The organism is Tropicimonas sp. IMCC6043 (genome assembly GCF_004146235.1).
Lineage (GTDB): Bacteria > Pseudomonadota > Alphaproteobacteria > Rhodobacterales > Rhodobacteraceae > Tropicimonas.
In genome coordinates, this window is the sequence record NZ_SELO01000004.1 from 182,168 (window position 1) to 195,869 (window position 13,702).

The 13,702-nt window shown below is 67.1% G+C and carries 12 protein-coding genes; 3 read left to right on the plus strand and 9 right to left on the minus strand.

The window, feature by feature from the left end; translation table 11 throughout:
* Positions 1-15: 15 nt before the first annotated feature.
* From EU800_RS06845 to EU800_RS06860, 4 genes are all read right to left on the minus strand, one after another.
* Positions 16-1,290 carry a folylpolyglutamate synthase/dihydrofolate synthase family protein gene (locus EU800_RS06845; RefSeq protein ID WP_371685587.1) on the minus strand — a complete coding sequence of 425 codons (1,275 nt, stop codon included), beginning with the start codon at positions 1,288-1,290 and terminating at the stop codon, positions 16-18.
* On the minus strand, positions 1,287-2,246 hold the full coding sequence (gene accD / locus EU800_RS06850; RefSeq protein WP_129629907.1) for an acetyl-CoA carboxylase, carboxyltransferase subunit beta: 960 nt from the start codon (positions 2,244-2,246) through the stop codon (positions 1,287-1,289). The genes EU800_RS06845 and accD overlap by 4 nt, the downstream gene beginning before the upstream one ends.
* Before the next feature lie 67 nt (positions 2,247-2,313).
* Entirely contained in the window at positions 2,314-3,234 is a 921-nt protein-coding gene (locus EU800_RS06855; protein ID WP_129629910.1) for a CPBP family intramembrane glutamic endopeptidase, read from the minus strand.
* A 77-nt stretch (positions 3,235-3,311) separates the two neighbouring features.
* Complete coding sequence (locus EU800_RS06860) at positions 3,312-4,202, minus strand: CPBP family intramembrane glutamic endopeptidase (RefSeq protein WP_129629912.1); 891 nt, start codon at positions 4,200-4,202, stop codon at positions 3,312-3,314.
* A gap of 173 nt (positions 4,203-4,375) precedes the next feature.
* Here EU800_RS06860 and EU800_RS06865 point away from each other — a divergent pair, with 173 nt between their 5' ends.
* From EU800_RS06865 to EU800_RS06875, 3 genes are all read left to right on the plus strand, one after another.
* Positions 4,376-5,020, plus strand: coding sequence for a hypothetical protein (locus EU800_RS06865; protein ID WP_129629914.1), 645 nt, complete (start codon positions 4,376-4,378; stop codon positions 5,018-5,020).
* 312 nt (positions 5,021-5,332) lie between these two features.
* Positions 5,333-7,357: an NADPH-dependent 2,4-dienoyl-CoA reductase gene (locus EU800_RS06870; RefSeq protein ID WP_129629916.1), complete on the plus strand. Its 2,025-nt coding sequence runs from the start codon at positions 5,333-5,335 to the stop codon at positions 7,355-7,357.
* Between the two features lie 179 nt (positions 7,358-7,536).
* Positions 7,537-8,442, plus strand: coding sequence for a LysR family transcriptional regulator (locus EU800_RS06875; protein ID WP_129629918.1), 906 nt, complete (start codon positions 7,537-7,539; stop codon positions 8,440-8,442).
* 53 nt (positions 8,443-8,495) lie between these two features.
* Here EU800_RS06875 and EU800_RS06880 read toward each other — a convergent pair whose 3' ends face one another.
* The 5 genes from EU800_RS06880 to EU800_RS06900 form a co-directional block, all read right to left on the minus strand.
* Positions 8,496-9,530, minus strand: a complete 1,035-nt coding sequence (locus tag EU800_RS06880) for an OmpA family protein (protein WP_129629920.1) — start codon at positions 9,528-9,530, stop codon at positions 8,496-8,498.
* A 6-nt stretch (positions 9,531-9,536) separates the two neighbouring features.
* A complete protein-coding gene (locus tag EU800_RS06885; RefSeq protein ID WP_129629922.1) occupies positions 9,537-10,280 on the minus strand; it encodes an N-acetyltransferase in 744 nt (247 codons plus the stop codon).
* Positions 10,277-11,008: a molybdopterin-binding protein gene (locus EU800_RS06890; protein ID WP_129629925.1), complete on the minus strand. Its 732-nt coding sequence runs from the start codon at positions 11,006-11,008 to the stop codon at positions 10,277-10,279. Before EU800_RS06890 ends, EU800_RS06885 begins: the two co-directional genes overlap by 4 nt.
* Positions 11,009-11,132: 124 nt before the next feature.
* Positions 11,133-11,855: an acetoacetyl-CoA reductase gene (gene phbB / locus EU800_RS06895; RefSeq protein ID WP_129629926.1), complete on the minus strand. Its 723-nt coding sequence runs from the start codon at positions 11,853-11,855 to the stop codon at positions 11,133-11,135.
* A gap of 168 nt (positions 11,856-12,023) precedes the next feature.
* Positions 12,024-13,199 (minus strand): acetyl-CoA C-acetyltransferase, encoded by a 1,176-nt coding sequence (locus EU800_RS06900; RefSeq protein ID WP_129629927.1) that lies wholly within the window; start codon positions 13,197-13,199, stop codon positions 12,024-12,026.
* Positions 13,200-13,702: the final 503 nt, after the last annotated feature.

Consider the following 13,702-nt stretch of genomic DNA (forward strand, 5'->3'; position numbering starts at 1 on the left):
CTTCGCCGCCGGTGGTCAGCCGTTCTCGCGCAACACCCATCCGGCCTGGTAGAGCGAGCCGCAGATCAGGATGCGCGCGCGTGGCTCCCGTGCGGCGATGGCGCGGATGGCGGTCGCGGCATCCGGTGCCTCTGTTGCCGTCAGGCCGAGGGCCGCAGCCGCTTCGACAAGAGTCGCCGGGGCCGTGGCGCCGGGCTCGTCGGGGATCGGCACGGCGGTGACGCTCGCGACGAGGGGCGCGAGCGGGGCCAGGAAGGCCGCGGGATCGCGTGTGTTCATCAGCGCGAAGATGAGATGCGTCGGTCGGGTCGGAGCGCGCCGCAGCGTCGCCGCGAGCGCCTCAGCGGCATGCGCGTTATGACCGCCGTCGAGCCAGAGCTCGGCGTCCGGCGCGGCCTCCCGGAGAGGGCCGCGGGTCAGCCGCTGCATCCGTCCTGGCCAGTCAGCACGGGTCACGGCGGCCTCGCAGGTGGCCTCGTCATGGCCCAAACGGCGCAGCGCGGCGAGTGCCATGCCGGCATTCTCGACCTGGTGCGGGCCGACGAGCCGGGGCAGGGGCAGGTCCAGAAGGCCGGTCTCGTCCTGGAATACCAGCCGGCCGCGCTCTTCCCAGACATGCCAGTGCTGGCCATGCGCGAGGAGCGGTGCGCCGAGCCGGCTGGCGCGGGCCTCGATCACCTCCAGCGCAGCCTCCTCCTGTCGGCCGACAATGCAGGGCCCGCCGCGCTTCAGGATTCCGGCCTTCTCGGCGGCGATCTCGGGGATCGTCGAGCCGAGGAAGGCTTGGTGGTCAAGCGCGACGGGCGTGATGATCGTCAGCAGCGGCGCATCGACGACATTGGTGGTGTCGAGCCGGCCGCCCATGCCGACCTCGAGCAGCAATGCATCGGCAGGGGTCTCGGCAAAGCCTATGAACGCGGCGCAGGTGGTCGCTTCGAAGAAGGTGATCGATGCGCCCTGGTTCGCTTCGAGCGTACGGGCAAGCAGGGTACACAGCGCCGGCTCGGAGATCTCTGCGCCGGCGAGCCGGATGCGTTCGTGGAAGCGGACGAGATGCGGCGAGCTGTAGCTGTGGACCTTGAGACCCGCCGCTTCGAGCCCGGCGCGGATCATCGCGAGGGTCGAGCCCTTGCCGTTGGTGCCGGCGATGTGGATCACCGGCGGAAGCCTCTGCTCGGGATGGCCGAGCGCGGCGAGCAGGCGGTGGGTTCGGTCGAGCGAAAGGTCGATCTCGCGCGGGTGCAGTTCCGTCATCTGCGCCAGCAGGGCGGCGCTATTGGTCGTGGTCACGCTGTCTGTTCCGGCTCCGCGGAGGGCTCGGCCGGTTCGGCAGGGCTCTGGGCCGGCGGCAACGCGGCGACATCGGTCGGTGCCGGAAGGTCGCCCTTGACCGCTGGCGGCAGGCCGAGCAGCAGCCGGGTAATGGTAATCAGTTCGTCGCGCATCGCCTTGCGATGGGTGACGCGGTCGAGCATGCCGTGTTCGAGCAGGTATTCGGCGCTCTGGAAGCCTTCGGGAAGTTTCTCGCGGATGGTCTGCTCGATGACCCGCGGCCCCGCGAAGCAGATCAGCGCGCCGGGCTCGGCAATCTGGACATCGCCGAGCATGGCATAGCTGGCGGTCACCCCGCCTGTGGTCGGGTCGGTCAGCACGACGATATAGGGAAGGCCCGCCTCGCGCAGCATCTCCACCGCGACAGTGGTCCGCGGCATCTGCATGAGGCTCAGGATCCCTTCCTGCATCCGCGCGCCGCCGGCGGCGGAGAACAGGATCAGCGGCCGGCGCAGTTCGACGGCACGCGTCACCGCGGCGATGATCGCATTGCCGACATACATGCCCATCGAGCCGCCCATGAAGGTGAAGTCCTGGGCCGCGGCGATCACCGGCGTGCGTCCCATCTCGCCTTCGGCGACCAGCATCGCCTCATGCTCGCCGGTCTTCTTCTGGGCCGCTTTCAGTCGGTCGGGGTAGCGTTTCTGGTCGCGGAAATGAAGCGGATCCGGAACCGGCTCGGGCACCGCGACCTCGGTATAGACGCCGCCGTCGAAGAGATCGGCAAAGCGGTCTCGCGGCGTGATCGCCATGTGGTGTTCGCAACTGGTGCAGACGTTGAGATTGTCCCTGAGTTCGCGGTGGAACAGCATCGTCCCGCATTCGGGGCATTTGCTCCACAGATTCTCCGGCATCTCGCGGCGGGAGAAGAGCGAGTTGATCTTCGGGCGAACGTAGTTGGAAATCCAGTTCATCGGGGTCTTTCTTCGCCGGTTGCCGCCCTCAGATAGGACCCTGCGGCGACAAATGCAAATGCTCTGCTCAGCGGGTAAGCAAGCGTCGGGTGAGCCACCAGACCAGCAGCAGGAAGCCGAGCGACAGGGCGAGGCCGAGCGCCTGCGGGCTTAGCGCGTCGTCGGGCGCGGGCGAGACATAAAGCGCGAGGCCGGTGATCGTATCGCCCGTTGCGACCGCGAGCAGGCCGAAGAGATTGTTGCCGAAATGCAGGCCCATTGCGGCACCGAGGTTGCCGGTCTGCTCGGTGAGATCGGCGGCGGCGAGGCCGAAGACCAGCGCCGAGGCCAGGATGAAGGGCAGGGCTGGTCCGGCGGCGGGCGAGTAGTGCAACGAGGCGAAGACGAGCGCCGGCAGGCCCATCCAGATCCAGCGCGCAGCGAATCGGGCTGCAAGCTGCTGTTGCAGGTAGCCGCGGAAAAGCAGCTCCTCGGCGGCGGTCTGCACGAAGATCAGCGGCAACGCGAAGGGCAGGTAGCCGAGCCAGCGCTCGAGCGGCAGGTTGGGTGCCGGGTCCTCGAGCATAAAGCCCAGGCCGATGAGCGCCAGGTAGATCGGCACCAGCACGGCGAGCGCTGTCAGGAAGCCGTCGAACCAGTCGCGTGTTGGACCGAAGAGCGAGCCCGGACCGCGGAAGTGAAACGCGGCGGCCGCGAGCATCGGGCCGACGAACAGCCCGGCGAAAGTGATGAGGACGAGGAACACGGCGAAAGGCGTGTCGATACCGCCATAGCCCTGCGCCGCGGCCTGGATGCGGGTCAGCGCGGCCGTGGTCGCCACGGTGTTCATCGGGTCGATCAGACCGGCGATGGCGACAACCCCACCGATCAGCATTGCCGCAGCGGAGAGAAAGACGAAGCCGATGAGGAGCAGGCCGAGGCCCAGCCGCCAGAGCTGCGGATAGAGCTTTGCCTCTTCGATCGAGGCTTCGAATTGTCCATTGCGCATGGCGGGCTCCGCGGCGGTGTCGGTGTCGATGTCGCGGTCGAGAGGTAGCGTGGGGCCGGCCGGGGCGCAATCCGCACTCAGACTTTGAGCGCCAGCCGTGCCGCCAGCCAGCCGCAGAGCAGCGTGGCGAATTCGGGGAGCATGGTGGAGGCGATGCGCGGGTCGTCCATCGCCATCGGCAGGTGGTAGAGCGCGAGCCCGGAGCCCGGCCCCGCCAGCGAGGTGACGAGAACGGCGATGACATTGTTGGCGAAATGGAAGCCGAACGCGGCTCCGATGGAGCCGGTCCGTGCGGTGAGATCCGCCGCCGCGAGGCCGAAGGCAAACGCCCAGAGCGCGAAGAGCGTGGCGTTGTCGCCCGCCGTCGCGGGCGAGAGATGCGACAGGGCGAACAGCGCGGCGGGCCCGACCATCCAGAGCGGCAGGTCGGGGAAGCGGGCGGCAAGTTGCTGCTGGAGGTAGCCGCGAAAGACCAGCTCTTCGGTCCCTGCCTGCAATGCGATGGCGGTGAGCGAGATCGGCAGGAGCGCGATCCAGCTTCGGCGCGAAAGGCCGTCGTTGCGAACAAGCTCGACGCTCTGCGGCAGCAGGATCGTCAGAAGGAGGTAGAGCGCGCCGACCGCGAGGGTCACCCGGAGCGCGTCCGAGGCCACGGCGGCGAGGGGGCCGAAAAGCGTCGCCGGGCTGCGTCGATGAATCGTGGTGGTCACCATCGCCAGGCCGAGCGCAAAGAAAGCGAAGGTCGCAAGGATGTAGAGCGTGGCGGCGGGACTCGATGTGTCGAAACTGGTGGCGTCGATGAGCGCCCGGGTCAGGTCGGGCCCGATCACGTTCGAGAGCAGCGCAAAAAAGAGCTGGTAGAGCGCCAATCCAGCCATGAAGGTGAGGGCGACGCCGAGGCCGGTGCGCCACAACTCGGACGTGCCGATCGCGGGGGCGACGAAGTATTTCAGAGCATCGTAGCGCATCGCGGCCCCCTTTGGAGCCAGAGGTAGGCGGTTCCGCGCAGCCTTGCAACGGTGGCCCGTGCCATCGCCTGAGCCGGAAGCCGCGCATGCTCGCAGTGATCCGTTGCTCCGCGCCTTTGAAATCTGTAGCGTCCCGAAACGGCAGTGGACAGGCAGACAGGCGGGCAACGGACATGACGGCCGGATTCTATCACCACGATCTTTTCTGGGCGGCTCTGCTGGGCCTGTCGTTTATCTGTGCCGCGACGCTGGCTCAGGCTGCGACGCTGCGCGGCGAGAGCGACGGGCTGGCGGCGCAGACCCGCCTGCCGGTCACCGGATCCTCCGTCGTGGTCGCCGCCCCGCGCGGTTATTGCATCGATCCCCTGGCCTCGATCGAGGGCGCGCGGGCGGCTTTTGTGCTCATGGCCTCCTGCCACTCGGTCACCGGCGATCGTCGCGCGCCACACCCGGCGATTCGCGGCCTGCTCACGGCCAGCGTAGACGGCAGCCGAAACGAGTTGCCCAGCCCGCGTGAACTCGGCCGCTACTTCGCCTCCGAAGCAGGGCGTGCTGCGCTTGCACGCTCGGGCGACGCCGCCGCGACCGAACTCGGCGCGAGTTTCAGTCGCAACGGGGTGTTCTTCCTTCAGGCGCGCGAGACCGGCGGCGACCCGGCATTCGGCGGGCGGAGCTGGCGCGCGGTCTTCGAGTTGAACGGACGGATGGTCACTGCCACCTTCCGGGACCTCGCCGGCTTTCCGGTGACCGCCGATGAAGGGTTCCGCGCGGTGGGTGAGCTGGTCGAGGAGATCCGGGCCGCGAGTCCCGTCCGCTAGGACCCGGCCGGGAGATCCGACGGGTCGTTGCAGCTTCGAAGGGGTTTGCAATAACACCAGGCGCGAAGCTTGGCGGAAATCGACATGGCCTTTGGTGTGAGCGAGCAGATCGGGCGCCCGCGCGCTGGACCAATGGAAGCGACTGGCCAATCTCGCCGGCGCGCCGGACCTCCTGAAGCGCGCCTTCCGTCGCCATTGATTCGAAACGGCCGACTGATCGGCGCCTTGCCTTTGCGTCAATCCATGACGCGGCGTTGCGCGTGACATCGCCCCGTCGCGGCCTATCCTGCCGCGCCAGAGAGGAAGGGTTTCATGGCCAGCTATCCGCATCTTCTGGCGCCGCTGGACCTCGGTTTTACCACGCTGCGGAACCGCGTGCTGATGGGCTCGATGCATACCGGGCTCGAGGAGTTGCAGGACTGGCAGCGCGTCGCGGCCTTCTACGGCGCGCGGGTGGCGGGCGGTGTCGGGTTGATCGTCACCGGTGGCATGGCGCCCAACCGCGAGGGCGGTGTCTTCCCCAACGCCGCGGGGCTGTATTCTGCCCGGGACGTCGCCAACCACCGGATCGTCACCGATCGCGTTCACGCGCTGGACGGCAAGATCGCGATGCAGATCCTGCATGCCGGCCGATACGCCTATGGCCCCGATTGCGTCGCGCCGAGCCCGATCCGGTCGCCGATCTCGCCTTATTCGCCGAAGGAACTCGACGCGGCGGGGATCGAGAAACAGATCGCCGATATCGTGACCGCCGCAACCCGTGCGCAAGACGCGGGCTATGACGGCGTCGAGGTAATGGGATCGGAGGGCTACTTCCTCAACCAGTTCCTCGTCACCCGCACAAACCGGCGGACCGACCGCTGGGGCGGGCCGTTCGAGAACCGGATGCGGCTGCCGGTCGAGGTCGTGCGCCGGGTGCGCGGCGCGGTGGGACCGGATTTCATCCTCATCTACCGCCTCTCGATGATCGACCTTGTGCCCGGGGGCTCGAACTGGGCGGAGGTGGTGGCACTAGCGCGTGCCGTCGAGGCGGCGGGCGCGACGATTCTCAATACCGGCATCGGCTGGCACGAGGCGCGCATCCCGACCATCGCGACCTCGGTACCGCGCCGCGCCTTCACCTGGGTGACGAAAAAGCTGATTGGCGAAGTCGGTATCCCGGTGATCGCCTCGAACCGGATCAACACGCCAGAGGTGGCCGAGGCAGTGCTGGCGGAGGGCTGTGCCGACATGGTCTCGATGGCGCGGCCCTTCCTTGCGGATGCGGAGTTCGTGAAGAAGGCGTCGGAGGGGCGCGCGTCGGAAATCGCGCCCTGCATCGCCTGCAACCAGGCCTGCCTCGACCACAAGTTCGGCGGCAAGCTGTCCTCCTGCCTCGTCAACCCGCGTGCCTGCCACGAGACCGAGCTGGTGGTCGAGCCGGCAGCAACACCGAAGCGCGTCGCGGTTGTCGGCGCGGGGCCGGCTGGGCTCGCCGCGGCACTGACGGCAGCGGAGCGCGGGCACCTTGTGACGTTGTTCGAGGCGGCCGAGGAGATCGGTGGGCAACTCAACATGGCGAAGCGGGTGCCGGGCAAGGAGGAGTTTCACGGGCTCGTCGCGTGGTTTCAGAGGATGGTGGAGACGTCGGGGATCGAGCTCCGGCTCGGGACACCGGCCGGGGTGGAGATGCTGCTCGGCTTCGACGAGGTGATCGTCGCGACCGGCGTTCGGCCGCGCGATCCGGAGATTCCGGGACAGGATGGCGGGAACGTTCTGAGCTATATAAACGTCTTGCGCGATGGCGCAGAGGTCGGTGGGCGGGTCGCCATTATCGGCGCCGGTGGGATCGGCTTCGACGTGGCTCGGTTCCTGACCCATTCGGGCGCGAGCCCGAGCGAGGATCTCGCGGCCTGGCGCGCGATCTGGGGCGTCGACGATCCCGAGGCAAGCCGAGGCGGGCTGGCACCGGAAGGGCCGCGGCCGCAGATCGCGGCGCGGCAGGTCGTGTTGCTGCAACGCAAGGCCGAGGCGCCCGGCAAGCGGCTGGGCAAGACCACGGGTTGGATCCATCGGGCCGAGTTGAAGCGGCTGGGCGTAAAGATGCTCGGCGGGGTGAATTATGAGCGGATCGATGCGGACGGCCTGCTGGTTTCCTCGAACGACGCAGAGGCGCCGAGCCGGATCGCGGCCGACACGATCGTGCTCTGCGCCGGCCAGGTCCCCGAGCGCACCCTCGCCGATACGCTGGAAGCGGCGGGAAAGCCGGCGCATGTCATCGGCGGTGCCGATGTCGCTGCCGAACTCGACGCGAAACGCGCCATCGACCAGGGCACGCGGCTCGCCGCGAGGCTCTGACGCCGCGCAGAGCCGTCCTTCGGCACCGGGACCCAAAAGCGCCTCGAAGTTGCCCAAGTGTTTCCGGAGACACGACGATGCCCGATGAAATCCAGACATTGTCGGTTGATCGCCCCAATCGTGCCGAAATCCGAACCGATAACCGGGGCGTTACGTCATGACCGCGTGAGGACCACCTGATGGATCGCCTGACCGAAATGGAAGCTTTTGCCACCGTGGTGGACCAGGGCGGATTCACCGATGCAGCCAAGAAGATGGGAATCTCCAAGTCGGCCGTGTCGAAACATGTTTCCTCGCTCGAGGCGCGACTCGGTGCGCGCCTGCTCAATCGCACCACCCGCCGCGTATCGCCGACCGAGATCGGCCTGGCCTATTACGACCGGGCCCGCCGCGTTCTCAACGATGCCGGCGAGGCCGATGCGCTCGTCACCTCGATGCAGTCGGCGCCCTCGGGGCTCTTGCGCATATCGGTGGCGACAGATTTCGGGGTCAATCATCTCTCGCCGATCCTTGGCGACTTCCTCCAGGAATACCCCGACATCACCGTCAACATGATCCTGAACAACCGCTACGTCGAGCTGATCTCTGAAGGGTTCGACATGGCAATCCGGATCGGCGAACTCGAGGATTCCACGCTGCGCGCCCGCAAGTTGACCGAAACCAGCAAGCGGATGATCGCCAGCCCGGCCTATTTCACGAAATATGGCCGTCCGGAGAAGATCGACGATCTGAACGAGCACAAGCTTCTGCATTACTCGAACCAGTCGAACGGCAATGTCTGGAAGCTGACGGCGCCCTCCGGCGAGAAGCGCCAGGTGCGCACCGCAGGGTGGTTGACCGTCAATGACGGGCAGTCGCTGCTGAACGCGGCCGTGTCCGGCCTAGGCATCGCCTATCTGCCGAGCTTCCTCTATGCCGACGCAATGCGTGCCGGGCTGGTCGAGGAGGCGATCCCGGATCTGCCGCGCGAACCACTCGGCATCTACGCCGTCTATCCGCCCGGCCGGTTCACCCAGCCAAAGGTCCGCGCTTTCATCGATTTCCTGGTCCGCAGCTTTGCGGAGAAGGCTCCCGAAGTCTGGTAGCAGTCGCGTTGATGTGAGAAGACCTGGCCGGGGAAGACCCGGCCATTTTTTGTTCACCCCTCGCCGTCGACGATCACCTCGACCCGACGATTGGCGCTGCGGCCCGCGTCAGTCCGGTTCGAGGCCAGGGGCGCGAGATAGCCCACACCCTCGGCCGAGACGCGCGACCCGTCGACGCCGAATTCCTCGCGCAACCGCTCACCAACCGCCTGCGCGCGCTTGCGCGAAAGGGCGATATTGCTGTCGAGCGCGCCTTCGGTGTCGCTATGGCCGACCAGCACGACCGTCTTCCCGGGGTGCCGTGTGAGCCAGTCGGCAAGCGCGGCGAGCGACGCGAAGGGTTTCGCTGCGAGGCGCGAAGACCCGGTCTCGAAGGTGAGGTCCGAAAGCACCGCGCGGCCGGATCGATCGAGACTGTCTGCGAGGTCGCCCGGCGGCGGCATGTTGGAGGACGGCGCAGCGAGCGCGCCGTATTCGCGGTGCGGACGGGCGCGCGGTGCTCCGGCGGCCGGGTTGTCCAAGCTCTTGACGCCAGCAGCCTGCGGGTCCGACGGGCCGACCCAAGTGATGTGGATGAAGCCGCGTTCTTCGGTCCGGCTCACTAGCAGCGCGACATATTCGGCCTGTGCGCCGGTTCCTCGTGCCATCAGCACGTAGCGGAAATCTCCGAGATCGACATGCATTGCCGGTTCCGGAAGCAGGTCCAGCGCGTAACGGAACTCGAAGCCGCCGCAAGCTCGGTCGGCGCAGTCGGCGCGGATAGCGAAGCCCTCTTTTGCAAGCCCGTCGCGCAGGGGAGCGAGCAATTGTTCGGTTGTCAGGTCCGAGCCCGAGACCTGCCAGGCCTGACGGGACATCTCGCCCTCGAGCGAAAGCATCTCGCTGTCCGTCGACCGCATCGGGCCAGCCGGAAGGCTGACGCTGGCCAGCGCCGCGCGCTCCTCGGCCGCGAGCCGCGCACCGACCGGCAGCCCGGCGAGGTCCGAGACAGCAGGTCCCGCGGCGAGGGCGAGAACCGGAATCAGCAGGCGGGCAAGTGGTCTCATCCTGTCAGGCGGCACGACCCGCCAACGATGCGTAAGTTGCATCCCAGCTCATTGTTTCTCTTCCTTGGACGGCACGGGCTGTTTCACCCGGTAGTGATAGCTGCCCACGGCCCACATTCCCAGCTTCGCGTAGAGCGCATTGGCGGGCGCATTCTCGCGGGTGACAAGCACCGAGAGCCAGGCCGCGCCGCGCGATCCGGCCCAGATCGCCGCGCCGCGCATCAGGTGCCGTGCCGTGCCGCTGCGTCGCAGCTGCGGCGTGACTTCCAGCGCGTGGAGCATCGCGATGTTTCCGTGGATCGCGACGAAGGCGGCGCCGGACGGCTGGTCGGCTGTCCGGCCGAGCAGGGCGGCCTTCGGACCCTGTGCCCGCGCCATCACGGCCAACCGGTCCGGACCGATGCCGCCCTCCGCCCAGATCTCCTCCTGGATGCGGAGCGGCGGACAGGCGACATGGAATGCCGAAACCGGCGGCGGCGCTTCGGCAAGCGCTGCGACGGGCGCAAGGTAGATCGTCACCGGATCCTTGATCCGATAACCCGCGGCGTCGAGCGCGGCGTCGAGCGTGGTTTCGTCGGGGCGGACCATGACAAGCGGGACCTGACCGAGCCGGGCCTGTGCGGCCTCCATCGCCGGCACCGATGGCGCGCGTCCGAGGGCCGTGGCCGAGGAAACCCGCTGCCCGCCGCCAGCCCCATCGCGGATGCGCCAGCCGGGGATATCGAGCCTGCGCGCGGCGGGCCATGTCGCTTCGCCGGCGGCAAGAAGCTCCGCGGCGTCGGGTTCGGTCACGCCGGCCCTCCGGACAGGTCTTCGGCAAGGCGGGTCATGGCGGCGTCGATCCGCGCGGCATCGGTGCCGCGGATGACGACATGGGTGCCGTGCACGCCATCGCGCATGAAGGGATAGGACCCGATGGAGAGGTCGGAGAAATCGTCCGCGAGTTCGGAGAGCGGGGCGGCGATCTCGCCTTCGCCGCGGTCGATCCGGATCGATTGCGAGAGGATTGGCGCGCCGCCAGTGAGCGCGGGCAGGACCGAGGCGAGCATGGCCTCGAAGATCGCGGGCACGCCGGCCATGACATGGACGTTGCCGAGAATGAACCCAGGCGCGGCGGAAATCGGGTTGTCGATGAGCGTGGCGCCGTCGGGGATGCGGGCCATGCGCAGGCGGGCTGCGTTCAGCTCCTGCCCGGTGGAGTCGTAATGCGCCTCCAGGATCGCGCGGGCATCGGCGCGAATGCCGATCGGTGTCTCGAAGGCGGCTGCGATCGCCTCGGCAGTGATGTCGTCATGCGTGGGGCCGATGCCGCCGGATGTGAAGACATGGTCATACGTCGCCGCCAGGGCGCGCACGCCAGCGATGATCGCCGCACGGTCGTCTGCAACCACGCGCACTTCGGTCAGGTCGATGCCGTGCTTGGTCAATTCACAGGCAAGGCGGTGCATGTTGGAATCGCGGGTGCGTCCCGAGAGGATCTCGTCTCCGATTACCAGCATGGCGGCTGTCGGGTTTGCCATGGCGCTCTCCTTCGGCTTGGACTCGCCTGCTGGTATAGGCTTCCGCCGGAACGATTTCCAACCCTCTCGCCCCGGGCGCAGGAGAGCGTCGGGACGCTCTCCTGCTGGAGCCGGTCACGAAAGGTCAGACGAAGAACTGGGCGCCGTTCGCGGAGATGGTCGAGCCGTTGATGAACCCCGAGTCGTCAGACGCCAGGAAGACGACGCAGCGGGCGATTTCCTCCGGTTCGCCCAGTCGGCCGGCGGGGATCTGGGCGATGATGGACTCCCGCACCTTCTCCGGAATCGCCATCACCATCTCGGTGGCGATGTAGCCAGGGCAGACAGCGTTGGCCGTGATGCCGGCGCGTGCACCCTCCTGCGCAAGCGACTTCACGATGCCGAGGTCTCCGGCCTTGGTGGCGGCATAGTTCACCTGGGCGAACTGCCCCTTCTGGCCGTTGACCGAGGAAATCACGATCACCCGGCCGAACTTCCGCTCGCGCATGCCGGGCCAGACCGGATGAACGGTGTTGAATACGCCGGTCAGATTGGTGTCGATGACCTGGTGCCACTGCTCCTTCGACATCTTGTGGAACGGCGCGTCGCGCGTGATGCCGGCATTGGCGACGACGATGTCGACCGGGCCGAGATCCTCTTCGACTTTGGCAATTCCCGCAGCGCTTTCGTCGTAATCGGCGACGTTCCACTTGTAGGTCTTGATACCGGTCTCTTCGGTGAATTTCGCCGCGGCCTCGTCATTCCCCGCATAGGTTGCGGCAACGGAATAGCCCGCGTCTTTCAATGCTTTCGAGATGGCGGCGCCAATGCCCCGCGATCCACCGGTAACGAGTGCAACTCTTGCCATGATGTTCCTCCCTGTCTGGCGTCTTGTTCGGCAATTCTGTGTATTAGCCCGAGCCGCATTGCGCAACAATATTACGCCGTTCCGGGCGCTGCGGCGGACTATCCGGATCGTAGAGAAAAGGGCGCCGGTGACGGCGCCCCTTGCAGGTCAGGTTTGTCGCTTTGCGAGTTACGGGCGCTCGACGCAGAGAGCGACGCCCATGCCGCCGCCGATGCAAAGCGTGGCGAGGCCCTTCTTGGCGTCGCGCCGCTTCATCTCGAAGAGCAGCGTGTTGAGCACGCGGCATCCCGAGGCCCCGATCGGGTGGCCGATGGCGATGGCGCCGCCGTTCACGTTCACGATCGACGGATCCCAGCCCATGTCCTTGTTCACCGCACAGGCCTGGGCGGCGAAGGCTTCGTTTGCCTCGACGAGGTCGAGGTCTCCGACCGACCAGCCGGCCTTCTCCAGCGCCTTGCGCGAGGCATAGATCGGGCCGACGCCCATGATCGACGGGTCAAGACCGGCGGTCGCGTAGGACGCGATGCGGGCGAGCGGTTCGATCCCGCGCCTCTCGGCCTCGTCGGCGGACATGCAGAGCACGGCCGCGGCGCCGTCATTGATGCCCGAGGCGTTGGCAGCCGTCACGGTGCCGTCCCGAGTGAAGGCAGGGCGCAGCTTTTGCATGCCCTCCAGCGTGGCGCCGTGGCGGATGTATTCGTCGCCGTCCACCACCGTCTCGCCCTTGCGGGTCTTGACGGTGAAGGGGACGATCTCGTCGACGAATTTACCGGCCTTCTGGGCGGCCTCGGCCTTGTTCTGCGAGGCGACGGCGAATTCGTCCTGCATCTCGCGGCTGATCTGCCATTTCTCGGCGACGTTCTCGGCCGTCTGGCCCATGTGGTAGCCGTTGAAAGCGTCCCAGAGGCCGTCCTTGATCATCGTGTCGACATACTTGATGTCGCCCATCTTCTGGCCCTGGCGCATGGCGGCGGCGTGGGGGCTGAGCGACATGCTTTCCTGGCCGCCGGCGGCGACGATCGTGGCGTCGCCGAGCATGATGTGCTGTGCGGCGAGCGCCACGGTGCGCAGGCCCGAGCCACAGACCTGGTTGATGCCCCAGGCTGCGGATTCCTGCGGGAAGCCGGCATTGATATGCGCCTGGCGGGCCGGGTTCTGGCCCTGCGCGGCGGTCAGCACCTGGCCGAGGATGGTCTCGGAGACCTCGGCAGGATCCACGCCGGCGCGCTCCACCACGGCCTTCAGCACGGCTGCGCCCAGGTCGTGGGCGGGTGTGTTGGCAAATGAGCCAAGGAACGAGCCGACTGCGGTTCGGCCGGCCGAGGCGATAACGACATTGGTCATGTTGGTCCCTCTCAATTCATCCTGGGGACGCTGCCGCCGATCCGGCTGACTCCCTCCGCGCCCCCTTGTGTGCTTGATTGGTTAGGGGGTGGTTTGTCCAGTGGCAACGGACAGAAAGTCCCACCTTGCCGCTGGGGCAGGTCATTCCGGGGCGGAAAACCACTGAAAGCGCCCGGACATTCACCGCGCCCCGACGGAGTCACGGAGTCGGGCCCTGCGCAGCTCTCCGCGGCACGAATCAATCCGTTGCCGCGCGGTGGTCGGCGGGTTTCGGGCGTTTCGCAGGCATGGATGAATTCGGCGGCCGGGATCTCCGGCCCGATATCTTCGAGCACGCGGATCAGGATACGCCTGATCTGCGCAGCAAGGCTTGAAAGAAGCGTGAAAGACCGGATTTTTTGGGTACGGCCTTCCGCTCGACCTGAGATCACCGCGTCCGCCCCGGGACCCCGCTCCGCCAGAGTGCGAGTCTTCACGGTGACCTCAGGTTAACTGTTTCTTAG